Source organism: Borrelia miyamotoi (genome assembly GCF_019668505.1).
Taxonomy (GTDB): Bacteria; Spirochaetota; Spirochaetia; order Borreliales; family Borreliaceae; genus Borrelia; species Borrelia miyamotoi.
The window spans coordinates 156228-181463 of the sequence record NZ_AP024371.1; the positions used below are offsets into that span (position 1 = coordinate 156228).

22 protein-coding genes and 1 pseudogene are annotated in these 25236 nt (G+C 27.8%); 8 read left to right on the forward strand and 15 right to left on the reverse strand.

Annotated features, from left to right (window positions below):
* The first annotated feature begins 16 nt into the window (after positions 1-16).
* The 4 genes from K5Q05_RS00740 to alr all read left to right on the forward strand — a co-directional run bounded on the left by K5Q05_RS00740 (position 17) and on the right by alr (position 3381).
* Positions 17-1150, forward strand: a complete 1134-nt coding sequence (locus tag K5Q05_RS00740; RefSeq protein WP_025443961.1) for an LIC_12708 family protein — start codon at positions 17-19, stop codon at positions 1148-1150.
* 110 nt (positions 1151-1260) lie between these two features.
* Positions 1261-1596 (forward strand): hypothetical protein, encoded by a 336-nt coding sequence (locus K5Q05_RS00745; protein ID WP_232515455.1) that lies wholly within the window; start codon positions 1261-1263, stop codon positions 1594-1596.
* Positions 1597-1599: 3 nt separating this feature from the next.
* Complete coding sequence (locus K5Q05_RS00750; RefSeq protein ID WP_025443959.1) at positions 1600-2010, forward strand: hypothetical protein; 411 nt, start codon at positions 1600-1602, stop codon at positions 2008-2010.
* Between the two features lie 270 nt (positions 2011-2280).
* A complete protein-coding gene (alr, locus tag K5Q05_RS00755; RefSeq protein ID WP_025443958.1) occupies positions 2281-3381 on the forward strand; it encodes an alanine racemase in 1101 nt (366 codons plus the stop codon).
* Here the strand turns inward: alr and K5Q05_RS00760 are convergent.
* Positions 3373-4968 (reverse strand): hypothetical protein, encoded by a 1596-nt coding sequence (locus K5Q05_RS00760; protein ID WP_025443957.1) that lies wholly within the window; start codon positions 4966-4968, stop codon positions 3373-3375. The genes alr and K5Q05_RS00760 overlap by 9 nt on opposite strands.
* 74 nt (positions 4969-5042) lie before the next feature.
* On the opposite strand from K5Q05_RS00760, the gene K5Q05_RS00765 reads away from it, so the two are divergent.
* Positions 5043-5210, forward strand: a complete 168-nt coding sequence (locus tag K5Q05_RS00765; protein WP_099497110.1) for a hypothetical protein — start codon at positions 5043-5045, stop codon at positions 5208-5210.
* A gap of 3 nt (positions 5211-5213) precedes the next feature.
* Here K5Q05_RS00765 and K5Q05_RS00770 read toward each other — a convergent pair whose 3' ends face one another.
* The 4 genes from K5Q05_RS00770 to malQ form a co-directional block, all read right to left on the reverse strand.
* Entirely contained in the window at positions 5214-6971 is a 1758-nt protein-coding gene (locus K5Q05_RS00770; protein ID WP_025443956.1) for a hypothetical protein, read from the reverse strand.
* Positions 6972-7047: 76 nt separating this feature from the next.
* Positions 7048-8025, reverse strand: a complete 978-nt coding sequence (locus K5Q05_RS00775) for a calcium/sodium antiporter (RefSeq protein WP_025443955.1) — start codon at positions 8023-8025, stop codon at positions 7048-7050.
* 24 nt (positions 8026-8049) lie between these two features.
* Positions 8050-9900, reverse strand: a complete 1851-nt coding sequence (locus K5Q05_RS00780) for a putative glycoside hydrolase (protein ID WP_044003453.1) — start codon at positions 9898-9900, stop codon at positions 8050-8052.
* 61 nt (positions 9901-9961) lie between these two features.
* Entirely contained in the window at positions 9962-11443 is a 1482-nt protein-coding gene (malQ, locus tag K5Q05_RS00785) for a 4-alpha-glucanotransferase (protein ID WP_025443953.1), read from the reverse strand.
* A gap of 159 nt (positions 11444-11602) precedes the next feature.
* On the opposite strand from malQ, the pseudogene K5Q05_RS00790 reads away from it, so the two are divergent.
* Positions 11603-12760: pseudogene (locus K5Q05_RS00790) on the forward strand (OmpA family protein).
* A 3-nt stretch (positions 12761-12763) separates the two neighbouring features.
* On the opposite strand, the gene K5Q05_RS00795 reads toward K5Q05_RS00790, so the two are convergent.
* The gene (locus tag K5Q05_RS00795; protein ID WP_025443952.1) at positions 12764-13147 is read right to left on the reverse strand and encodes a TraR/DksA family transcriptional regulator; all 384 of its coding nucleotides are present in this window, start codon (positions 13145-13147) and stop codon (positions 12764-12766) included.
* Positions 13148-13314: 167 nt separating this feature from the next.
* Here K5Q05_RS00795 and infA point away from each other — a divergent pair, with 167 nt between their 5' ends.
* Positions 13315-13536, forward strand: a complete 222-nt coding sequence (gene infA / locus K5Q05_RS00800) for a translation initiation factor IF-1 (protein WP_020954558.1) — start codon at positions 13315-13317, stop codon at positions 13534-13536.
* Between the two features lie 48 nt (positions 13537-13584).
* Here the strand turns inward: infA and K5Q05_RS00805 are convergent, their stop codons facing one another.
* The 9 genes from K5Q05_RS00805 to mnmE all read right to left on the reverse strand — a co-directional run bounded on the left by K5Q05_RS00805 (position 13585) and on the right by mnmE (position 24519).
* The gene (locus K5Q05_RS00805; protein ID WP_084821512.1) at positions 13585-15630 is read right to left on the reverse strand and encodes an SH3 domain-containing protein; all 2046 of its coding nucleotides are present in this window, start codon (positions 15628-15630) and stop codon (positions 13585-13587) included.
* Entirely contained in the window at positions 15579-16166 is a 588-nt protein-coding gene (locus K5Q05_RS00810; protein WP_025443950.1) for a tetratricopeptide repeat protein, read from the reverse strand. Before K5Q05_RS00810 ends, K5Q05_RS00805 begins: the two co-directional genes overlap by 52 nt.
* The gene (locus tag K5Q05_RS00815) at positions 16148-17137 is read right to left on the reverse strand and encodes a vWA domain-containing protein (protein WP_025443949.1); all 990 of its coding nucleotides are present in this window, start codon (positions 17135-17137) and stop codon (positions 16148-16150) included. Before K5Q05_RS00815 ends, K5Q05_RS00810 begins: the two co-directional genes overlap by 19 nt.
* Positions 17134-18135, reverse strand: coding sequence for a vWA domain-containing protein (locus K5Q05_RS00820; protein WP_025443948.1), 1002 nt, complete (start codon positions 18133-18135; stop codon positions 17134-17136). Before K5Q05_RS00820 ends, K5Q05_RS00815 begins: the two co-directional genes overlap by 4 nt.
* Positions 18122-19021, reverse strand: coding sequence for a hypothetical protein (locus K5Q05_RS00825; protein WP_025443947.1), 900 nt, complete (start codon positions 19019-19021; stop codon positions 18122-18124). The genes K5Q05_RS00820 and K5Q05_RS00825 overlap by 14 nt, the downstream gene beginning before the upstream one ends.
* Positions 19018-19902: a DUF58 domain-containing protein gene (locus tag K5Q05_RS00830; RefSeq protein WP_025443946.1), complete on the reverse strand. Its 885-nt coding sequence runs from the start codon at positions 19900-19902 to the stop codon at positions 19018-19020. Before K5Q05_RS00830 ends, K5Q05_RS00825 begins: the two co-directional genes overlap by 4 nt.
* A gap of 14 nt (positions 19903-19916) precedes the next feature.
* On the reverse strand, positions 19917-20909 hold the full coding sequence (locus tag K5Q05_RS00835) for an AAA family ATPase (protein WP_025443945.1): 993 nt from the start codon (positions 20907-20909) through the stop codon (positions 19917-19919).
* A 343-nt stretch (positions 20910-21252) separates the two neighbouring features.
* The gene (gene mnmG, locus K5Q05_RS00840) at positions 21253-23118 is read right to left on the reverse strand and encodes a tRNA uridine-5-carboxymethylaminomethyl(34) synthesis enzyme MnmG (RefSeq protein ID WP_025443944.1); all 1866 of its coding nucleotides are present in this window, start codon (positions 23116-23118) and stop codon (positions 21253-21255) included.
* A gap of 6 nt (positions 23119-23124) precedes the next feature.
* Positions 23125-24519, reverse strand: a complete 1395-nt coding sequence (mnmE, locus tag K5Q05_RS00845; RefSeq protein ID WP_025443943.1) for a tRNA uridine-5-carboxymethylaminomethyl(34) synthesis GTPase MnmE — start codon at positions 24517-24519, stop codon at positions 23125-23127.
* A 220-nt stretch (positions 24520-24739) separates the two neighbouring features.
* Between mnmE and K5Q05_RS00850 the strand changes: the two genes are divergently transcribed.
* The gene (locus tag K5Q05_RS00850; protein WP_025443941.1) at positions 24740-25234 is read left to right on the forward strand and encodes a hypothetical protein; all 495 of its coding nucleotides are present in this window, start codon (positions 24740-24742) and stop codon (positions 25232-25234) included.
* Positions 25235-25236 lie beyond the last annotated feature (2 nt).

Sequence of the window (25236 nt, forward strand, 5' to 3'; positions counted from 1 at the left end):
TAATAACATCTAAAACATGAAAAAGTTTTATAAAATTTATTTAAAGTTATTTTTCATGATTATATCATGTAACACCAAAACTTTAAACGAGCTTGGGGAACAACAATTCAAAATCCCATTTGGAACACTACCTGGAGAAATAACGCCACTTGAAAATAAAGTTACAAATTCAAGCTTTGACATTAAAACATATAACGGACTTGTATACATTGTAGAAAAAAAAGCAAATAAACTAATGATTTTTAATTCTTATGGAAAACTAATTCAAACTTATCAAAATGGCATATTTAATACAAATTCTGACCTTAAAATCAAAAAAATAGATTTTGAAAATATCCAAGCAATTTATCCATCAAAAGATTTTATTGTAGTATCAGACCAAATAGATTATAAGAAATCCAAATTTAATGAGAAAGAAAATATAGCATACTCTGCAAGAATATTAATTTTAAATAAAGATTCATCTATAGCAGTATTGGGACAAGAAGGACAAAATGGATCACCATTCCCGCAAGTTTATGATATTAATATCGATGAAGGAAATAATATAGCAATAATAACTGTATATCATGAAGGATATATAATATATTCTTACAATAAAGATCTCTCACCCCTTTACAAGATTTATGTAAATACAAACATATTACAAATACCTGAAGACGAGAGAAAAAAATACAATATATCAATAGATAAAGCATATTTTGATGTAAACAAACAAATCATTTATGTCAAGACAACCCATTATGAAAATATTAGAACCAATGAAAACATTAACGACTTAGGGGTAAGGATCAAAAATCAATATTTCTACACAATGAGCTTAAATAAAAACAAAGAATTTGCAATCAAAAATAAAATTACTCTACCCCAAAATCTACTAGAAGATCAACAAGAAAGTTTCATCAATATCATTGGAATTCAAAAAGACAAAATAATAGCATCTACTAATATGAAAAATTTATCTAATACCTTAATATGGAAACTAGATAATAAGGGAAAGATAAAAGAACAAATGATCTTAATTGAACCACCAAATCTTAAATTTCTTGCTGAAAGTCTATCTAAGGATGGAATACTCAGTATACTTTATGAAGAAAAAAGTGGAGTCAGCGTCTATTGGTGGAATTTAAATAATTTACTTAGACTATGAAGTAAATATTTAAATACCCAATATTTATATTCATGAGAAATAAAAATTGCAAAGAGAAACACGAAACAAGGATCAAAAAACATCTAATTCTTGGAATAATCTTTGTCATAATGCTAATTATTATCAAAGTTGTATTAATTCCTAAATTAAAAAAATTAGAAAGTAGATACAATCCTAGAATCACAATAGAACATAAAATAGACAACAAGAATTTATATATCAAAATCAATATTAAAAATCACAATATAAAAGATCTAGGAAAAGCCAATATAGAAGTATTCTTAGATAACAAACTTATTGAAAATAACATAATTTACATAGACAAGATTAACTATACGTTATATACTAATGTTGCATATAAAAACGAAAATTTAATAAATATAATGCTAATAAATAAGAGAGGCGACAAAGCATATTTTAGCAAAAAATTAGATCTTGGAGGATAAAAGATGTTGCAAGTATATTTTATATCAGTTCTAGTAAATGTTTTAGGAGGATTAGTACTAGCATTTCCAATTTTGGGAGAACAATTTAAGTGCTTAATCATCTTTGAAGATTTTGTAAATATAATTCAAGACAACAAAAAAGTAAGAAGCATTTTTGGAACAATATCTTTAATAGCCAGCATCTTTGAGATAATAATACCTTATGATTTGCCAATAATTGGAAATTTACTTCCTGCTATCAGTTTATTTTTTATTGGTTTTATTTTTAGACAACCGGTACCCATAGGTATTCAAAACAATAAAGGATATGGAAAATTTAAATTTTTCATTGAAAGCAATAAAAAATTAATAGGAATTTTTGCTTTAATTATCGGAATAATTCACTTTTTTGCAGCAAAAGTACCCTTTCTTTAACAAAATCTGATTTCAAAGAAATAATAAGGCTATTAAATTGATAAAAAGGGTAATTTAGCGAAATAATATAGAATAAATTCATTTTAAAACATATAATAATTTTCAAAAAAGACTAAAAATGGTTTTATAATCATAAAATGCAAAACATGGTTCAATATCAATAAGATGAGGTGAATAAATTTTCATAAGCATAAATGAAAAGTTTAACAAAATAAAAATTTTACTGTTAGTTATTCTTGTCAATATGTAATGTACTATAATATATACAAAATGATTAAAAATAAAGAAATAATAATAAACTTCAAAAATTTAGAACATAATGTAATCTCAATCAAAAATCATGTTCAAAAAAAAGAATTAGTAGCTACGTTAAAAGCCGATGCCTATGGACATGGACTTATTCAAACATTTCAATTTTTAAAAAAAAGAGGAATAAATTATTTTGGCCTCTTTTGGATAGATGACGCTTTAAAACTTAAAAAAATAGATAAAAACACAAAGATATTACTTTACATTAACACGGACAAAAGCTCAATCAAAAATCTGGTCAAGTTTAATATTACACCCTTTATTGCTGACTATGAATACTTATCACTAATAGAAAAAGAATGTAAAAAACAAAATAAGAAAATCAAAGTTCATCTAAAAGTCGACGTTGGTATGAACAGATATGGAATCAAAATAGAAAATGCTTTCAATCTAGCAATTCAAATACAAAACTCAAAATTAGTTGAACTTGAAGGAATTTGCACACATTTACCAACAACAGAAAATACAAAAATTACTGAAACACAAATCGAAAAATTTATTTACCTCATAAATGAACTTAAGCAAAAAAATGTAAATCCAAAATACATCCATGCTTCTAACTCAGAACACATAACAAACTATACAATAAATGAAAAACTTAACATGGTAAGACCAGGACTTATCTTATATGGATACTATTCAAATCCCAATAGCATAAATAATAATTTAAAACTTAAACCCGTACTAAGCTTATATTCAAAAATCATATTTATTAAAAATATAAAAAAAGGAGAACAAATATCATACTCTGGTCTCTTCACAGCAAAAAAAGAAATGCAAATAGGACTTGTACCAGTTGGATACTTCGATGGAATTCCACAAAACACATCTAACATTTTCTATTACTTAATAAGAAATAGAAAATGCTTTCTTAGAGGCAAAATATGTATGAATATTTCAATCATAGAAATACCCAACGATCTAAAAATCAATATAGGAGAAAAAGTAGAAATAATCTCTGAAAGATTAAGCTTAAGTATACTTAGCAAAGAATCTGGAATAAGCGAATATGAAATACTCTGCTCAATTGGAAAGCATGAGAAGAAAAAATACTTATATTAAATTACCTAAAGAATCAAACTTCTTAAAATCAACTAAATTCCCTTTACTATCATAAATCCACTTATAAACTGCAATACCCCCAATATCATCTCTTGGTCTTAAATCTGGACCATGATTCATCCTTTTTGACACTTTCCCAAATTTATTGTATTCATATTTATACATACTAACACCATGAATATCATCTTGTAATTGGCCCAAGTTTCCAAAATTTTTCTGACTAATGACTCTATTTTGACTATCATATTCATAAGCATACTCAAAAATAGCACTCAAATCTGCAACCAAAACCCCACTTTTAGAATAATTACTCTTTAAAATTACATTCCCATTAGTATCATACATAAATTTATATCTAAAAACACCAGCAAAATCATCTATAGGATTATCAAAATCTCCATAATGCTCTTGAAATTCAAGAAGTCCATCTTCATTATAAGTATACTTATAAATCATCACCCCATTGGAATCACTGACTAAATTAAAATTCTTATCAAAAAAAAGTTTCTCAATTAAATAAAATTTACTATCATATTTATAACTATAAACCGCAATACCATTAAAGTCATCCATTACTTCATATTTTTCCTCATAACTAGCAGGAATATCACTACTATAATTTTTATTTATCCTATTACTATAGTTTATTATCCTTTTTTCATTATTTTGTATATAAAAAATGGTTTTTCTCATGGCATAACCATTCTGGCTAACAGTTAAATTATTATTAGCATCATAATTATACTCTTTATAAAAGTAATCCTTGTCTTTTAAATTATACTCATATCTATATATTGCTACATTATTCTCATCAGGAGTCAAATTATTTTTAATATCATAATTCAAAACCTCAATAACCTTACCATCAGAATCATAACGATATGTCCTTATTGCAACAGAAAAAGGATTTGAATACAAATAAGATACATGATCCAAATATTCTTCCTTTACAATATTATATTTACTATCATAAGTTAATCTAAAGCCATATATCCCATTTTTAGCTTTTATGTTGTAATTATTATCATCATAATATAAAACTGTTTTTGTCAGACTAGAATCATCGTAATTAATTTTAGTATAATAAACATCATTTAAATCTTTAATTTGAAAACCAACCTCACTAAATCTATAAACATTAAAACTATTATCATCATCGTAAAAAAAATGATAATAAGCAACTCCATACTTATCCCTCATAATTTCATTAGATTTATTATAATTAAAAATATTTTTTGGTCTCCTATTGGGAAAATATTCTATTTGTTCAATGTAAACATCTTTTAAATTCTTAGCAGCAAAACCCCCATTTAAAAATATTCTCCTTTCTATATGCTCAGAATGTTCTATTTTTACTTGACTTGCACAAAAAAAAGAAGGTCTTAAAACACTAAGTTTTCCAATATAATCAATAAATATAAGCTTGTCATCATCATAAACGAATTTATATCCACACTCTTCTTCAGCTTCTTCTTTGCTGATCTCATATTTCCCTATTATCCTATGATTAATATCATAATCAGCAAATCTATAGTAAATTTCTTCTGAAAAAAGAACATAAGCCATAAAAAACATCATCAGAAACATAGCTATTCCTTGATCAATCAACCTCATTTTGATAGATTTATTATACAATAAATTAATACAATAAGGAGTTTAAGATGGCAAAAATTTCTAAAAACGCCCAGAGAAGTGGATCTAAAGAATTATTAAGTAGATGGGGTGGAAAAATTATAATGAAGTCTAAATTTGAAAATGGTAAAATAAGGCACTATGCTGAGTGTCAGATCTCAAAAAATATAGCAAGAAAGCCTAAAGATTTATTTTAAAATCTATTTCTTATTCAATTTATCTTCAAATTTTGACCAAGCTTTATCTTGTTCGCTTTTAGTATAGGTTCTCATTATAGCCTGATGAGTCTTAGGGCCTTCCTTATCTTTTTTAAGATAGGAGTTCCTAATTTTTTCTCTCATCTCTGCTCTCTGTTTTCGCCTTTTTTCTAGCTGCCTTTTCACTCTCTCATTTGGATCAAAAAGTTCCATGTGATTATTTTTAAGCACAACCCTAGAATTCAACCTAGATAAAGCCTCTTTATAACTCTGATGTTTGCCTGTTAAAAATAATACAATCCTCTTTAATAAGGATAAATCCCTATAAGCAGAATCTAAAAGGCTAAACAAGTCAAGTTTATAAATCTTATAAAGAGGTAAAAATGTATTACTATTCTTAAAATACTTTGCGGCCTCGGTTTTTATTATATCCTTAAGATGAGTCTGAATATTCTGAGTTTTAGAAACTCGTCTATAATGAGAAACAATAAAATCAAGAAATGCAATCTTATTTTTTAAGCAATAATCATTTATATCATAATTAACAATGAAGCCAATCAAAGTTTTTTCAAGACCTTCTTCCGTAAGCACAGCGGAAGAACTCTTATCATTATTAAACATCTTGAAAAATTCATCCCTCAACTTATCCCTAATATCAATCAAAATTTGACTGAATTCTTTTAAAAACATAGAATAAGCACATGGTTTATATAAATACATGTCACGTTTAATATTAAATACTCTGGGCAAAGAACCCTTAACACTGGATTCAAAAAAGTATTCATTAGCCACTTTTAAAAAATGTTCAGGATCAGATAATTCTTCAGAATGTTCTTGGAGAATGTTTTTGAATTCTTCTATATTAATAAAGTCTGGCTTAAACTCCATTGTTTTTTCAATTGATTTCAAAGTTTCATCAATCTTAATGTTTTCTAAATTTCTAAGTTCTTCTAAGTTCTTTTCATTGACAATATAAGTATCTAATATTTCTAAAAACGTAAAATAATTTCTAGAGATATTAATACCCTTCTTATTTAAGATCTCATCCTTATTCTCTAAAATTCCTAAAAGAAGATTATAAATAACTCCAATATTATTAACACTGTCATCTAAAATCCTATCATATTCATTAAGCTTTAAATTTCTAGCTCTCATCAAAACATCTTTAACTATTTTGTTAGAAGCAATTTTAAATAAAATTTTCTTAATAAATTCAATAAAATATAAGGCCTTTCCCGACGGAATTATCAAAGAATTCAGCACAAATATCTTTTTAAATGAAACATTATCTTGAAAATATTTAAGATTAATATCTGAATCTGAAAGATTGATAAACGATTTTTCAAAAGCTAACAAATCTCTATCTATATTCTTAATCGTAAGCAAAGTACTAAAAAGTTCTATACCCACATAATGCTTTAAAAACAAATCCTCGATAGCATAATAATAAAAATTATAACTATTTTCATCCGTTATTACTATTTCATAAGGTACCAATTCTCCAGTTGGAGTCACCTGATTAATAATAATTCCTCTCTTAACTTCATAAAGTTTGCGAAATAAAAAATCCAGCTCTCCTTTAAGAGAACGAATTTTGACAGAATAATCCTCAATAAAATTAGCATAACTTATAACATTCTGTTTACACTCTAAAATAATTCCTAAAATCATTTTCTGAGTATCTGAGGAAATTCCTATCTGAGAAATTAAAATATCAACTTCCTTATCATTTAGATAGAAAATTTCAGGCAACTTTTTCATTTTATACTTTTAATCTCCTCATATAAAAACAAAAATAACATGACATAATAATAACATATTGACAAATTTAATAAAATTAAAAAACACCAAATAGAAATGAATTATACAAAATATACAAAAATAAAAAAAGAATAGAAGGTCCTCTGCTAAAAGATCCTTTCAATCTCACTATTAATAATAAAACTAAAGATACAAAAAACATTATACTAAAGTCAACAAAATAAATAGCGCTCATAAGCACAGGATTGATAAAAATACTACTAGATAAAATAAAACCCATATTAAATATATTACTTCCAATAATATTTCCAAGAGCAATATCTGACTCCTTTTTAATCACTGCAAAAATAGAAACAACAATTTCTGGTATACTGGTTCCAAAAGCTACAAAAATAATTCCAATCACTCTTTCACTAATATTAAAAATATTGTGTGCAATATATATTGAACTATCTATTAAAAGCTTTGAACCTAAATACAAGAAATATATACTTAACAATAATATAAAAGTATTTAAAAATAGAAACTTAAAACTATAATCACAATTAAAATTTTCTAAATTTTTTGTAATAGAATGATATTTTTTTTCTTCTCTATAAAATAAAAACAGATACAGTAAAAATAAAACTAAAATTATCAATGCACTGATTCTATCATAAGGTACCTTAAAAAAAGACAAAGAATGAAAATCAAAAGAAAAAAATAAAAGAAAAAACATCAACAAAAATAAAATTATAAAAGAAAATTTGAGTCTCTTAAAATCAGTTTCAATCCTCAAAAAAAGCCCTGTTAAAGGAAGTGCAAGCAACATATTAATAATATTACTACCAATGATATTAGAAACAATAATTTCATTTTTACCCTTAAACGATGCTATTAAGCTTGTAAAAAGCTCTGGGGCACTTGTTGATAATGACACTACTACAACACCAATTAGAAGATGTGGCACTTGAAAATAAGTAGCAATATTAACAGCACCCTTTAAAAGACAATTTCCACCAAGATACAACAGACATATACCAAGTACTACATAAAAAAAATAAATAAATTCCAAAAAAACCTCCTACTAAAATAATATTTAAGAAAAACCCAAAAACTCGCTTAGATCAGTCTTAACCATATAGTAAATATTAGATGCATTCCACAGACTAAAGCCATTACCCAATGACTCCTTAACCCCTCTCAATTGATGATAAAAATATTCTAAATAAACCTCTTTACTTACTTGACGTTCCTGACCAAGTAAAAAAGCTTGAACATAAGGTCTAATTATAACCCTACCAGAAGAGAATATAGAGGCTCTATTACTCCCCTCTTTGTAAATTTTATAAGCTCTAGTAGTATAATACATCTCATTCTTTAAAAAATCATTAGTATAATGAGAAGGATAAAACATGGGAGAAATAACATCAACATAATCGGAAATCATAGAAATATTTTGACCAATACTATTTGTCACAAACCATCCATTATTTCCATAAATATCAACAGAAATAGGAATAGAAATATTTTTTCTAGCCATAATTAAAAAAGATTCAAGCGCATCAATTGCTTGCATCTTATATTTATTAAATCTTGAAGTTATAAGAGATACAGGACCATCTGTTGGAAATCTAATGTAATCAAACTGAATCTCATCAACTCCAAGAGATTGAATTTCCTTTGCAATACGTAAATTATAATCCCATGTTTCTTGATTGAAAAGATCTACCCAATGTTCTTTTTGAACAAATTTAAAAGAAGGACCATTGTCAACTCTTATAATGTTTGCCCAAGGTCGATTGGTCTTTTTATTCCAAAGAGCATACTCACAATTATTATAAGCATACAGCTTTGCATCCTTAAATACAACAATCCGGGCAATAACATATATTCCAAGTTCATTTGCTTTCTTTAAGATATAAGGAACATCTATCAAATTTTTAACAGCCTTTATCTTGTTTGGAAAATCTAATTTACTTGGATAGGTTAAAATACCACTATCATCTTTAAAATCAATGATAACAGCATTCATACCCAAGCTCTTTATAAACTTAAATCTCTCATCAACAGCTCTTCTATTGCTAAGAGTATAAGCTGTTAAATAAATAGAACCTTTATTAGAAGCAAGTTTCATTCTTGCTAACTTTTTAAGAAAATTTTCTTCATAAACAGAAAATTGATCGTAAAAAGTCCATTTACCATCAACATAGGAATAAAAATGATTATCATAAGTTCTAAACAAAAGTTTTTCGATTCTTTCATCTGACAAGTCAATAATGCGAACTATCTGCTTTTTAAAGGGAAAATCTAATTTTTTAACAACCCCTAAAACTGTATTAATTAAAACAATATCTCCATAAATTCCATAAGAACAATACAACTCATTTGCATTCTTTTTTGAAAACTCTATCGCACTAATCACATCATAATAACCAGCACCCAAATAAGTTTTAGCCATTAAAGAATTTAGATTTTTAAAATCTAAATTCTCATTAACGCTTAAATAAATTCCACTATTAGAAGTACCAATAGCAATATACTTATACTCTCCTCGGGATAATGCACTTGATGTAATATAAGCATTTTTATTAAATTTCTCATTGCCAACCAATTTTATAAAACTTTTAAAATAATTATAAGAAATATAAACAGAATCACTAGTTGTTAAAAGGGAATTCGAAGAATAAAAATCTTCATAAACGGAAGTTATTCTCTTAGTTACAGGCCTTGCAAATGGATATATCCATCTGGTCTCCAGCCCCTCAGGTTCAACCTTAAATATTGTATTATCATGCTTCTTATATAAAGCACCTTTATGAACAAAAAATAAATCATTACTCTTAAAATATTTATCTTCGTCTAATGAATGCAAACGAAAACATAAAAAAAAATAAGCAAATAACAAAAAAATTACATATAAAAACATTATACATGTATTAAGTTTCATACAAATAAATTCCAACCTTTTTTAAAATAAATATTATTTTAACAGATTGTTAAAGTTACTATTAAATTCTTCCATAAAGTTTTGTAATATCACTTATCTTTTTGCCCAAATCAGAATTCAAGTCACTATTAAATATCCTAAAATTGTTAAGAATTGCATCAGGCATATTCATCCTAAAATCAACATTCAGATCAAGATAATCTTGAATCGGAATGATTACACTATCTGCAACACTAGCCATTGCACCTCTTATCATATCCCAAACAACAGTATCTTCACTAGTATTGAAATAATCAAAAATATATTGCTTATGAGCATTATCAACAGCACCAATAAATCCACGTGTGGTATAAGTATCACGATTACCTGTATAAACAACACAATTTTTTATATAATTATGAGGAAGATATAGATTTTGAGAATCAGAATTAAAGGCAAATTGCATAATTTTAGTTCCAGGAAAATTAAAATAATCTCTTAACCTAAATGTGTCCCCAAACTCTTCTCCAGAATCCTCTACCCAAACTTCCAAATGATTGAACTGACTTAAAACATGTTTAAAAAAATCTCTACCAGGACATTTCACCCATCGTCCATCAAACACTGAAGATTCTTCCGCAGAAACCTCCCAAGTCGATACAAATCCTTTAAAATAATCTATTCTAACAATATCAACATATTTATTCAGAAAACCAATACGATTAATCCACCATTCATAGTTATCCTTTCTTAAAGCTTTCCAATTATAAGCTGCATTTCCCCAAAGATATTCTTTCTTAAAAAAGCAATCAGGAGGCATACCCGTTACCTTATCTTTACTTGCATCAAACTTTAACTTAAAATATTTCTGGTGTGCCCAAACATCAGCAGAATCATAAGAAACAAAAATGGGAATATCACCTATTATTTTAATTCCAGCATTATTAGCATATCTTTTTAAAGCATTAAATTGTGAAAAAAAGAAATATTGTAAAACTTGTTGAAGATTTATTTCAACCTCAAGAGTTTCTCTAAGCCTAGATAAAGCCCTAGTATCTCTTTTTAAAATTTCTCTACTAAATAAAATATTAAAAGACTGTGGGAATTTAAATTTAGAATAGTACTCTTTAAAAACAACAAAACTTGCAAAATCTAAAAGCCAATAAGCAGCAGATTTTTTAAACTTCTCAAATGCATTCATCTCATCAGTTGTTGCTCTACATAAAAAATTTAAAGCAGCATTTCTTAAAACAACCTCTTTAGCTCTTAAATTATCATAATTAATATATCTATCATCCAAACATTCAAGTGTACTTAAATCTATGTCAATAAATCTACTAATACTATTTAAATCAATAAAATTGATATTACCAGCAAATGCAGAACAACTTGAACAAAGAGATCCTACAAAACCAGGAGGTGAATAAGGCAATATTTGCCAATAACTTTGAGAAGCAGCTGAAAGAAAATCTATAAATTTATATGCCCCCTCTCCTAAATCACCAATACCATATTTAGATGGCAAAGAACCAATATTTAGCAAAATTCCACTTTTTCTATTCATTTTTTATACCTCAAAATAATTAACTATTTAATTAATATCTTAAAACAATAACTTATATACAATCATTATAACTAAAATATGAAATCACAAGACATTATTCAAAAGATTTAATGAAATTTTTCTAAAAAACATTGTATTAATAATGATATAATCAGTTAAATGAATATTAAAATTGCTATATTACTATTTTCAGCAAACACTTTAACATATCCAGCTGAAATATTGGAATTTAAATACACGAAAGGAACTAAATTCAGAATAGAAACTACAGATAATCAAAAAATTTATCTAAATGGAATATTTAATTCAAAAAACAAGACTAATATCCAAATATCAAGCGAAGTAAAAGACATAAAAGACAACTTTGCCGATATTAAATCTTACTTCAGAGTGTTAAAAAGAGATGATGAAAGTGATGTTTACTTACTTAAAGAAGAATTTGAAGGAAATTTTAGTATAAACAAACAAGGAGAATACAAAATTAATAGTAATCAAAAAAGACCTTCTGTTAGAGGCATTCCCAGATTTCCAAAAACACCTATAGCAATAAATGAAACTTGGATATATCCAGCAGAAGAATATGTTCAAGCATCTGAACTTTCAAAAGAAATAAAAGATTATGTCATAAAGTTTGATGTAAATTATATATATAAAGGTAAAGAAAAAATAGGTGACAAACATTATGACATAATTAACTCAAATTACAAATCTAAATATAATATAAAAAACACACAATTTTCTTAAAAAGTTAATCAAATAATTTACTTTGACTCAAGGTTAGGGAATATATATAAATATGAAGATATATACGAATTTGAAATAGAAAAAGACAACAATAACATTAAAATGATTGGCAACTCATCTGGAGAAATAATCTCTATTGAATTGCCAAATGACAACTCAATAGAGAATGAAGTAAAAAAATATATCAATGAAAAACAGATAGACTCTATTAACGTAGAAAAAAACGAAAATGGCATCAAATTGAGCTTAGATGTCGAATTTTATTCTAATTCTTTTCAGATTATCAAAAAAGAACACAACAAACTAAAGCACATAGCCAATTTATTAGAAAAATTTAAAGACAATAATATTCTAATAGAAGGACATACTACAGAATTTGGAACAGAACAAGAAATGCAAGAACTATCTGAGAAAAGAGCTCATTCAATTGGAAACTATTTATTAAAAGTGAAATCAAAGAACAAAAACCAAATATTTTTCAAAGGATGGGGTGCTAAAAAACCTAAATATTCAAGCTCATCTCCTTTAGCATCACAAAACCAAAGAGTAGAAATTACAATTCTAAACAATTAAATATTAAATCGACCTTCTGCTCTTTTTTTCTTTTTTGGTTTGACAATCTATACATAAAAACGCATAAGGAATAGCCTCAAGTCGCTCTCTTGCAATACCCTTATCACAAGCCAAACAATTACCATAAGTATTTTGAGAAATTCGATAAAGTGCCTGATTTATTAAACTTAGCTTCTTCTTTTCTACAGAACTTAAAGCTTCAAGATTATTACCATCCATATTGTCAAATGCAATATCAATTATATCCTTTAGATGCATATCATTATTAATGATTTCTCTTTTGCTATTCTCAACAGATCTTATAGAATTTAATATTTCTTTTTTTGATTCTAAAAGAAAATTCCTCATCTTTTCAATAAATTCATGCTCAAAACTACTTTTCTGCATGATATTACCTCCCTATAATAAATTACAATCTTTAAAAAACTCCGTGTAATTATATAAACAATCCTATACAATGTAAACTAGTACATTAATTTTTAACAAAAAATAATTGCAATGATATTCCTAATTGTGTACAATTTATTCTGTTATAAAAATAACAAGGAGGCATTTTGAACACTAAAGAAGAAGCTATTGAAGCTGAAGGTATTGTAAAAGAATCTCTACCAAATACAATGTTTAGGGTAGAACTTAAAAATGGACACTTAGTTCTCGCCCACCTATCTGGAAAAATGAGAAAACACTTCATAAAAATAGTTCCTGGAGATAAGGTAAAGGTTGAGCTATCCCCTTATGATCTTACAAAGGGAAGAATAGTCTATAGAGAAAAATAATCTAGCCCATATAAATGTAACTCAAATTAACGAAAGCATCACTCTACTTTATATTAAATTATCTTTAACGGATGCAATAAAGTTTTTATGAACCCATCCCTGAAGTCCATGACTTGTTTGAATAAGAACAAAGTCATCTTTTTTATTAAGTACATAAACACTTATATTTCCTTTCAAAAACCTCCAGCTTCTTGAAAAATTGTCAGGAACTTTATAAAGAGAAACTAGATCACCTCTAATAATTCCAATTTCAGATTGTTGCGCAACATAAAAGTAATATGTTTGAAATGAAGTAAAACACATCGCAGATATAAGCAAAAATAAAATGATTTTCTTTAAGTTCTTTGCATAAAATTTATAAGAAATAATCACTACCAAAATATTTATCAAAATTAAAGTAATAATAAAGAAAATATTGGAAAAAACAAAACTATTATTCTGAATATTCTCATTAATTCCATTCTTAGCTTCAATAAAATCAATTACTTTGTAAAAGGTATCATTACTTGGCGAAGTAAAAAATGCTTTATAAGCCGAATAAATTGCATCAAAATATCTATCCATCTTACTCAAAATGATAGCTCTATTTAGCCACAATCCTGAGTAACTTGGATTCTTTCTAAGAATACTATCAATTTTATTCAGAGCAATATCATAATTTTTTAAATTATAATCCTCTATTAAATCATTTATGTTATTTTCTGACAAAGAACCATCGTTTATAGCATTAAGACTAACAGCAAAGGTTAATATTAAAATAACTAATCCAAAACCAGATGCAATAAAAAACTTCTTATACTTAATGCAAATAGCTAAAGAGCATAAAATTCCTGGTATTAAAATCAAATAATAAATAGGTACAAAAAATAAAAAAGTTTTATTCTTATGATTTAAAATATCATGATATGAAAGCAAACTAAAATCTGAAAATAAATCTTTACCAGAATCAGTGCTCTTTTGAAATTCTCCATAATACTCATATTTAAGTCGCTTCCCACTAAGTTTATAAATTTTTCCATCATCAGGATCTAAATAAGTAAAATCATGAATATTTAAGAATAAATTGCCCCTATTATCTGGCTTAACAGTATATATTTTAGAGATACTGCCCTTATATCCATCTTTTGAAGGCTCAAAATTATAATTTTTTTTCTTATAAATAATTTTAGAATTATAAGTTTCAACTTCTGGAAACCTAATATGCGGCAGATTACCTTGCCCCGTAATTTTCACCACAATATTAAAAGTATCTTGATTAACTAAAGTTGAACTAGGAAATTCATAGTCAATTTTAAAAGTTCCAACAGCTAAAGACTTCACCTCATCGGGTATTGGTTTAATTTTTAAAGAAAGCTCGGGACTCATACGAAAAATATTTTCACCTATGTTAAAAGAAATACTAGGAATAATAACACCTTTTGAACCTCTAAGGGGAGTCAAGATGAAATTATACAGGGGTAAATCCAAGATTTCTTTACTATTAAAAGTCCTATACTTAATGTTTTCAAACATAGGAGTTCGATCAATCATTGCATCTTTAACAGCATTAAAAGAACTGTTCGGAAATTTCAAATCGCTATTTACAAGCCAACTAGAACGCAAAACAAGTCCAACGCTCTGATACTCATAAATTCCTTCTTTATCAAAATCCCAATATAATCTAACTGGTAAACCAAAAGACTGCATCTCATCTTCTTTTAAAACAACCACCTCAAATTCTGAACTTAAATAAACTTCATCAAGATAAATTATTTTTAATGAAGGAATCTTAACAAATCCCAGTTTATCAAAATAATATTCAACCTTTATTTCTGTAACAAAATTATTTCCATCTAGTGCCTTAGATATCAAAGCAACCTTAGCATTATCATTTATATCTTTATTTATCTCAAATTTGAATAAATCTTCATCAATATCTTGAGACAGATCTAATCTAATAACATGAATAACCTTAGACCCTTTAAGCACTTTAGTTGATAATAAATAATCGTTACCAGACAAAGAGAAAATTTTGAAATTTATAAAAAATAAAACTAAAAATATTACCAATCTTCTTTTAAAGATAAAGCTTGTTCTTTTGCCCTCATTACCCATAAAACCCTCTCAAGATTCTCAACATATCTTAAAAAATTTTCATTGTTCTCAATAAAACCCTGATTTCTTTTAATATTTAAATTCTCTAAATTATCTGGAATGGTCCTTTTCTTAATTATTGCAAGTTCAAGATTATATTTAGCATTATAACTTGAAGGATTAATTCTTAAAGCTTCCTTAAATGCTATCTCAGCTTTTCGATAAAGCCCTTGATTATAGTATATGACTCCTTCATTGTAATTTATATTAAAATTCAAAAAAAAATCACTATCTCTTTTCGCATATGAAAACATACGAAGAGAACTTTCATACTCTCCTAAAGAATAATATACAATCCCAAGATTATAATAACTCCAAGCAAAACTTTGTTTATCATCCGCAAGACTATAATAAATGGAAATTGCACCTTGATAGTCGCCTCTAATATATTTATAATTGCCAATAGCCATAAAAGACATAGCTTTAATACTAGAACAAGACAAAAAAGGCACAAAAATAACACCACTTAACAAAACAACTAAAAAGTCTCGTCCCATCTAATGACCTTAACAAATACATACAATAAGATAAATAAAAAAGAGATCACCAAAAAAATCTTGTATCTCAAAATACCAACAAGTAAAATATCACTTGAAACTTTTTTCATTATATCATTCCTTATATCATCAATAACATAACTTGTACCTTTCAAATATAAATTATAATAAGAACCCTTAAGAGAAGCTGCAAGAAGATTCAAATTATCCTCATCAAGCATTGCTTTCACTGCATTGCCGTTTTTATCTTTAACAATCAAATTATCATAAACCAAAGGAGATGGTGTATCACTACCAATCCCAACTACAAAGCTAGTAATATTACGCAAATCAACCAACTTAGAAAATCTATAATAATTATTATCACCCCAATCATCTCCATCCGTTAAAATTATTAAAAAATTATAATAAGAATCATCTTTTATGCCCTGCAAGGCACTAAACACTCCTTCACCTAAAAAGCTACCAGGAGAACTTATTAGATCAGGCTCAATATAATTTAATACCTTATTCAAACTAGCTTTACCCTTAGAAAACGGCAATACTAGCAAGGATTTCCCTTTAAAAATAGTAAGCGAATACTCAGGATTCTCAAAATTATTTAAAATTAAACTAACAAAATTTTTAGCGCTCTCAAGTCTGTTAACCGATTTTCCCTCATCAAAGGTTAACATACTACGAGAAATATCAAATACAAAAGATATCCTTATATTTGATCTCTTATCTTCAGTGGCTTTTTGTCCCCAAGAAATATCTAAGATAGCAATAATCAAAGAACCCAGACTTAATGTAAAAAAAAATATCATAAAAATTTTTTTTATATAATAATTTTTAATATAAGCATTATTAACATACATGAAACTTAAAGTCTTAAAAAATGGAATAACTTTTCTAAAGTTATGAGTGTACACAATAAGAACTAAAAATAAAACAATAAACAAGTAAAAAGCATAATAATTGCCTACACTCATAATACCTCTTTCAAAAAGACCTTAGAAAAAATAAAATAAAGGATCAACAAACAAAATATGGCTAATAGAAATTCATTATGAACATCATCATTATCAACAGTAATTCTAACCTTTCTCTCTATATTTTCTTTCTTCGAAAAATCCTGAATTGCAAGTTTAAATGAAAAATCATCACCCACAGAATAAAAAAGCCCCCCTGTCTTACTTGAAATCTCAAAAAGCATACTAGAATCATAAACCTCTTTTAAAGTCCCTTGATAAAACCTACCAGATCGCAATTTAAATTTAACACTAAGCTGTTCACTGCTACCAATTCCAATAGAATAAATTTTAACATTTAATCCTTGAGCAAGATTTATTACCTGATCCTTATAAACTTCATCTGAATTAACTACACCATCCGTCAAAACAATCACTGACTTTTTAGGTGCTTCAGAATGTTTCAAATGAGAAAGAGCAATGGAAATTCCAAGCCCCAAAGCAGAACCATTTCCAAGATCCATAATATAAATATTATCCAGCTTCTTAGAAAAAAAATCTCTATCAACTGTCAGTGGAACTATTAACGAAGCTTCTTTTGCAAAAGCTACTAAACCAATATTATCATTCTCTCTTTGATAAGCAAAATATTTAATCAATTCCTTAGCAAATTCAAGTCTATTTTTAGATGAAAATTCAATAGCTCCCATGCTAGGAGATATATCTAACACAATAACAATATCAGCTCCACTGCTAAGATAGGTTAATTTTTTTTTCGAAATAGAAGGACCTGCTAAGGTTAAGATCATAACTATTATTGATAAATAAAAGAAAGTATAGGTTATAAAATACAAAAAATTCAAACTATAATCCCTCAATTTTATAGAACCAAAATTTCCATAAATAGATACTGGAAATTTAACTTTCCCTCCCCTACGATTAAAAAAATGACTAAAATAAATTATTAATGGAAGAATCAAAAGTAAAAATAAATAAAAAGGCTCATTAAATGTTAACATTATCACCTCTAATAAATTCATCAAAACTAAAAGCCGCTTTCTTTAGATCTTCTAAAATAAGCGATAGATTCCCACCAGACAAATTAATTCCACTAAATTTGCTAAAATCAGAAAGCCTAAAAACATTAACAAAAATTGAACAAATTTCATAAGGAACATTAATACTTTGCAAAATTTCAGAAATTTCTGTAGTAGTAATTGCATTAAAATTAAAACCTGTTTTTTTAGATAAATAAACCCTTAAAGAAGAATTTAATAAATTATAAACAACAGCTTGTTCTTCATTATTTTTAACATAATTAGATAAAACAACTAACTGCTTCTGAAAAACTTTATAAGGTTTTCTCAACCTATGCCTCATTACTAAAAACACTAATAACTGCTTTACAAACTTTAAAAAATTAATAAATAAATAAGGCACTAATACAAGAGCTAAAAGAAAAATAATAAGATAAGTATTAGTGCCTGGAAGGAAAAGCACTCCTTCTATATCCTGAATTTTAAGAGAATCATTATCAGAAACTAACTTACTAGTATTTATTTTTATATTATTAAGAATTATTTTAAAAAATTTGTTACCATTGACAACATTTCCAGCATAAATACGTGGAAGAGTATTACTTCCAACATAAAATGAAACAAAACATATTATTAATTCCCCACTCTCAGGTCTGTAAACAAGTGACTTAATCTCAACAAACTCATTTTTGATTTTCTCAAACTCAATAGGAATAAATATTTCATCTTCACTAAGAATTAACGAAAATTTAAGCTCAACAGTATCTCCCACATAATAACGAGTTGGTATAAATATTTCATTTCTTAGCTCATAAGAAAATAAATCAAAAGACAAAAAAAATGCAAAAAGAAAAATTGTATTTCTCAAATACTATTCTCCTTTTTTAAAAGAGCTTTCAATTTTCTAAAAACATCATCTTTTGTACTAATTTCTATAAAATTAATACCTCTTTTTATGCATTCTTTCCTCCATTTTATTTTATCTAGTGTCCAATAATTTTTATAACTATTTAATATAGCTTTACTAAATCCTGAAATTAAAAAATTCTCACGGGTTTCAATATCTTCATAAGTTAAAAACCCATATTGAGGAAGATTCTCATCAAGAAAATCTGTAAGCCTTATTGCAATAATATTATGACGTTTACTAAGAACAGTCAAAGATTTAAAATAATCACTGGCTTTAAAATCTGAAATAATGACAATCAAGGACCTTTTTTTATAATATTCAGCTGTATTTTTAAAGACATAAGTTAAATTACTTCCTCTTTTAAGCTTTCTATTTATTGTCTCATTTAAAATTAATCCTAAATGTGAATGTCCTTTCCTAGATGAAATAAACTTATCTGTTTCACTTGAAAAAAAAGTTATCCCTATCTTATCATTATTAAAAAATGCCATATGAGCAAAAATAGAAACTAATAAATCCTGAATTTCTTTTTTATTAGTCAAGCTTCCCAGAGTCATTGAAAGAGAATTATCAACAAGCAGATGAAGATTCATCCCCTTATCTTCTCTAAAAACCTTTGAAAATATACTATCTGTCTTTGAGCTAACGTTCCAATCAATCAATCTAGCATCATCTGTCTCCTCATATGGTCTAAACTCATAAAATTCAAGACCAAGACCCTTAAAAATAGAACGATATCCCCCAAAATTAAGATCTAAGAGCATTTTTCTTGAGAAAAATTTTAAAGCTTTAATTTTAGTTTTAGTGCTAGTAGCATTTGATTCATTACTATATCGCATATTAAATGCAACCTCTAAGGAAGTGCCACAGCTGAGAGAAGTATCTTAATAATATCGTCAGTATTCATTTCCTCAACCTCTGCCTCATAAGATGGAATAATTCTATGCCTCAACACATTGTAAGCTACAGCCTTAACATCTTCAGGAAGAACAAACAACCGACCCTCATAAAGAGCATTAACACGAGCACATTTAAGCAAACTAAGTGATGCCCGAGGAGACGCCCCAAACTCAATATATTTAGTAAATGGATAAGTTTTTTTGTCACTTTCACGAGAAGCCGCTATTAAAGTAACAATGTAAAGCATTATTTTATCATCCACTTTAACCTTCCCTACTACACGCTTAAGATCTGTTAAAGAATAAGTATTCATTACCTTTGCAACTTTAATATTCTCAAGCCCACCATCAACTGAAAATATCTTAAGAAGCTTGATTTCATCTTGAATAGAAGGGTATTTCACATTCACCTTTAATAAAAATCTATCAAGTTGAGCTTCTGGCAAATTATAAGTCCCCTCTTGTTCAATTGGATTTTGTGTTGCAAGAACAAAAAATGGCTCTGGTAGCTTATGAGTCTCATCACCAAGGGTTACTTGACGTTCACCCATTGCCTCAAGAAGTGCTGACTGAACCTTTGCAGGAGCTCTATTAATTTCATCTGCCAAAATAATATTTGAAAATACAGGTCCCTTTCTAACTTTGAAAGTTCCTGTCGTACTCTTATATACCATGTTACCCGTAAGATCAGAAGGCAAAAGGTCTGGAGTAAATTGCACTCTTTTAAACCCAAGATCAAGAACATCTGAAACTGTCTGAATCGTCAATGTTTTTGCAAGTCCCGGTACACCTTCAAGCAAGACATGCCCTTCAGTTAAAATTCCCATCAAAATAGCATCAATCATTTCTCTTTGACCAAGAATCCTACTCGAAACTTCTCTTCTAAACTTATTGATTAAACTTAATGCATTCTCTACTTCAGAATCTATTTGAAAACCACTTTTCATACCACTCCCACAGTACTAAAATTTTTTTTATTAAAAATAAAATATAAACAATAAAACACAAAAATAAAATCACTACCTAATAAATAATAAAATTCCTCTCCTTAGCGCTATTCATTACCTATGATATGATTTCTAATTTGTCAAAAAAGATTTCAATATCATCTAATACAAGCCATAATCAAATCTCCATACTTTAAAATATTTGCATATTTTCTTATATTTCTAATAAACTCTGACTGTAATAAATCCATTTTTATTTTCTCTTTATATCAACTTACAAATGCTTTATGTAAGTAAAAGGTCCCACCACCTAAAAACTTTTTAAGAAAGTTAAAATAATTCATCATAACATCATTAAATTAGGTACTAGCTTACTTTTAGGACTTGAAAAATATATAAGCAAAACTTGAATATCCGTATTTCTAATGCCAGAGATTCTACTTGCCTGAGCAAGATTGGTTGGCTGAATTTTAGCAAATTTTTCCCTTGCTTCTCTAGACAGACCATCAATTTCATAATTGAAATCAAGAGGCAATTTAATGAGCTCAAGATTATTCATTTTATTAATCAAATCTCTTTGCCTATTAATGTAACCTTCATACTTAATATCCAATTCAACCTGTTCAAGAATCACTGTGGAAGCACTTAACTTAGAATCTATATTAACAAGATCAATCAAATTAACATAGGGATCCTTTACAATATGATAAAAATCCTTATTAACATGTTTCTTTAATTGTAAGGTATTAGCTTCCTTTTCCTTAAGACGCCTCTGACGCAAAAGTTCCTTAATTTCTTCTATTTTTTTCTCCTTGAAAAAATATCTAGAATATTTTTCCTCACTAACCAGTCCAACTTCATATCCCCACTTAATCAACCTCTTATCACTAGTATCATGTCGTAAATTAAGCCTATGTTCAGCCCTTGAAGTAAACATTCTGTAAGGTTCCTTAGTCCCTTTAGTAACAAGGTCATCGATAAGCACTCCAATATAAGAACTCGCCCTTGGAAGTATCATAGGATCTTTCCCCTGTAATTTAAGTGCTGCATTAATGCCAGCCATCAACCCTTGGGCCGCAGCTTCCTCATACCCTGATGAACCATTAGTTTGCCCTGCAATAAAAAGTCCCTCAACCTTTTTAGTCTCAAGGCTTGCATACAGTTCAATGGGATTGATATAATCATACTCAACAGCATATCCAGGCCTTGTAATAACTGCATTTTCAAGCCCATCAATGCTATTGATTAATCTTTTTTGAACATCCTCGGGCAAAGATGAACTCAAGCCATTAAGATACATTTCTTCAGTACTTAATCCTTCAGGCTCAATAAATATTTGATGTCTATCTTTATCTTTGAATTTTACTATCTTATCCTCAATTGAAGGACAATATCTTGGACCATTTCCAACAATTTCACCAGAATAAAGGGGAGAGAGATGCATATTATCACTAATTATCTCATGGGTTTTTTTATTGGTATAAGTGATATAACAAGAAAGTTGGACTTTATCCATCTTAGTATTTGAAAAGGAAAAAGGAATGATATCAGAATCTCCAAATTGAATCTCTGTTTTTGCAAAATTTATACTTTTCCTGTGCACTCTTGCAGGTGTACCTGTTTTAAGCCTACCCATCTCAAAACCAAGATCAAGTAAAACCCTTTCAAGACCATAAGCAGCAGGCTCAGAAATTCTACCCATACAAGCCCTATACTCACCAATAAATATTTTACCTCTAAGAAAAGTCCCCGTTGTAAGCACTACAACACGAGATTTAAATTTATTACCCCTCTCTGTAACAACACCTTGGATTTTATTTCTCATAGAATTAAGCAAAAAATCACAAACAGTATCTTGAAAAAGATCAAGATTATCCTGTCTTTCTAATATTTCTTTTGCCTTAACTTGATATACCAATTTATCCGCCTGTGCACGAGGTGCCTGAACAGCAGGTCCTCGACTTTTATTTAAAATTCTAAATTGAATCATACTAAAGTCAATAAGGCAGCCCATTTCTCCTCCAAGAGCATCAATTTCGCGTACCATATTTCCCTTAGCAAGTCCACCAATAGCCGGATTGCAAGAAAGTTTACCAATTGTATCTAAATTTTGAGTAATTAAGAGAGTCTTAAAATTTAATCTTGATAGGGCAAGAGATGCCTCTATACCAGCATGTCCTCCTCCAATCACAATAGCATCAAAATCCATATCTATCTATTTCCCTAAACAAAAATTTTTAAACATATTATTAAGTACATCCTCATTCGTAACCTCACCTGTTATCTCACCTAAAAGATCAAGAATCTCATAAACATCAAATGCTAACATATCATAGTTTATATGCTGTTCTATTTTATTTAATAACTCAATAATTAAATTATAAGTTTTCTTTAAAAGTTCTACCTGACGACTTGATGATACGATAACATCATAAGCATTAATATCAACATAATCAAAACATGCTAATGACTTCATCTTATCATAAAGAGAATCTATACCAAATAAAGTTTTCGTACTAATCTTTACTAAATTTGATGAATTTATATTACGTGAATTAAAAAATGCAACTGTCCGCTCATCCTGTTCCAAATCAATTTTATTTAGAACAAAAAGTACTTTAGAATGTCCTCTATAAGAATCAATAAATTTTAAATCATCACTCGTTAATTTTGAACTTAAATCAATCATATAAAGAACTAAAGATGCTTCTTTGATCAAAGAATTACTCCTAACTATGCCCAACTGCTCAACAAAATCATTAGTCTCCCTAAATCCTGCTGTATCAAAAACGTTAAATAGAATACCATTAAGCTCAAAATTTGCTTGAATATAATCTCGTGTGGTACCAGCATAAGATGAGACTATAGCTCTATCTTCTTTTAGCATCAAATTAAAAAGAGAAGATTTACCAACATTAACAGAACCTGCTAAAACTAATGTAATTCCATGATCCATCTTCTTTGAAATCTCATAAGAATTTATTAGTATCTTAAGTTCATCTCTATTTTTTGAAATAGTCTCAAAAGGAATAGCTACCTCATCTTCATCAGTTTCATAATCAAGATGAACACTAAGTGCTGAGAGAAAATTTAACATATCTTTTTTGATCAAATTTATTTTAGAAAACAAAGATCCCGAAAGTTTGTTAATAGCAAGAGCATGGGTCTTATTGGTTTTCGCAGAAATTAACTCATTAACTGCTTCTGCTTTAGTAAGATCAACCTTTCCAGCCAAAAAAGAACGAAGCATAAATTCACCAGGCTCGGCCATCCTAAATCCCACTTTTAAAAAACAATCTATAATTCTCCTTATACCAATAAGAGATCCATGGGCCATAATCTCTATTGAATCTTGACCTGTAAAACTTTTGGGAGCTCTATAAAGACAAACAACAACTTCATCTAATTTATCACCAGTTTCCCTATCTACTATAAACCCATAGTGAATTGTATGACCAGAGGCCTCAATAAGACGCTTGGGATCTGAGAACATTTTAGAAAATTTCCTAATAGAAGAAACCCCACTACTACGAATCACACATAAAGCACTACTAAGAAAAGGCGTAGCAAGTGCAACAATATCGTCTTCTCTTTGAAAAATATTACTCATAAACTATAAAAAATTATAGCATAGCATGAATATTGAGCAAAAAGTTCTATAATATCAAAAATCCTAAACTCCCATAAATTTACCCATAAAACCATTTCTAACGACAAATAAACTACTTTATGATTTATTTTAGCATAAAATAAACTAAATATCTGCTTATAAGACAAATGACCTAAATTTGTAAATATTATAAATTTCACTTATAATTTATTCCATAAAGATGAAAATCAAATTAGAAACAGAACTTAAAAATATTCTACAAGAAGAAGTTCTTTTAGTAGAAAATATATACAGTATACATCTAAATATAAAAAAATGTCTTGATGACAAGAATGAATTAATGCTTAAAGAAGCAATCAATAAAACAAGCATCTACCTTAACAAGTTTAAAGACATAGAACAAAAGAGAGAAGAAATTTGGCAAAAGTTTACAGAGCATGGAAAATTTGAATCAACTCACATGACTATAGAAAAACTATGTTCCGTTTATAAAAAAGAGATATATCATTATTTTCATCGATTGAGAATAGGAATATTGAACATTAAAAATTTAAATTACTTAATATTAAGCTATGCAGAAACATCTCTTGATGTTTTAGATCTAATATTTAAAGATGCTCAAGAAAGTGTAGACAATATCACTTATAAAAATCCTTACGGGCCAAGAAGTGGAAACTTAAATGAAGCATCCGTTTTAATAAACAAAAGATTTTAACT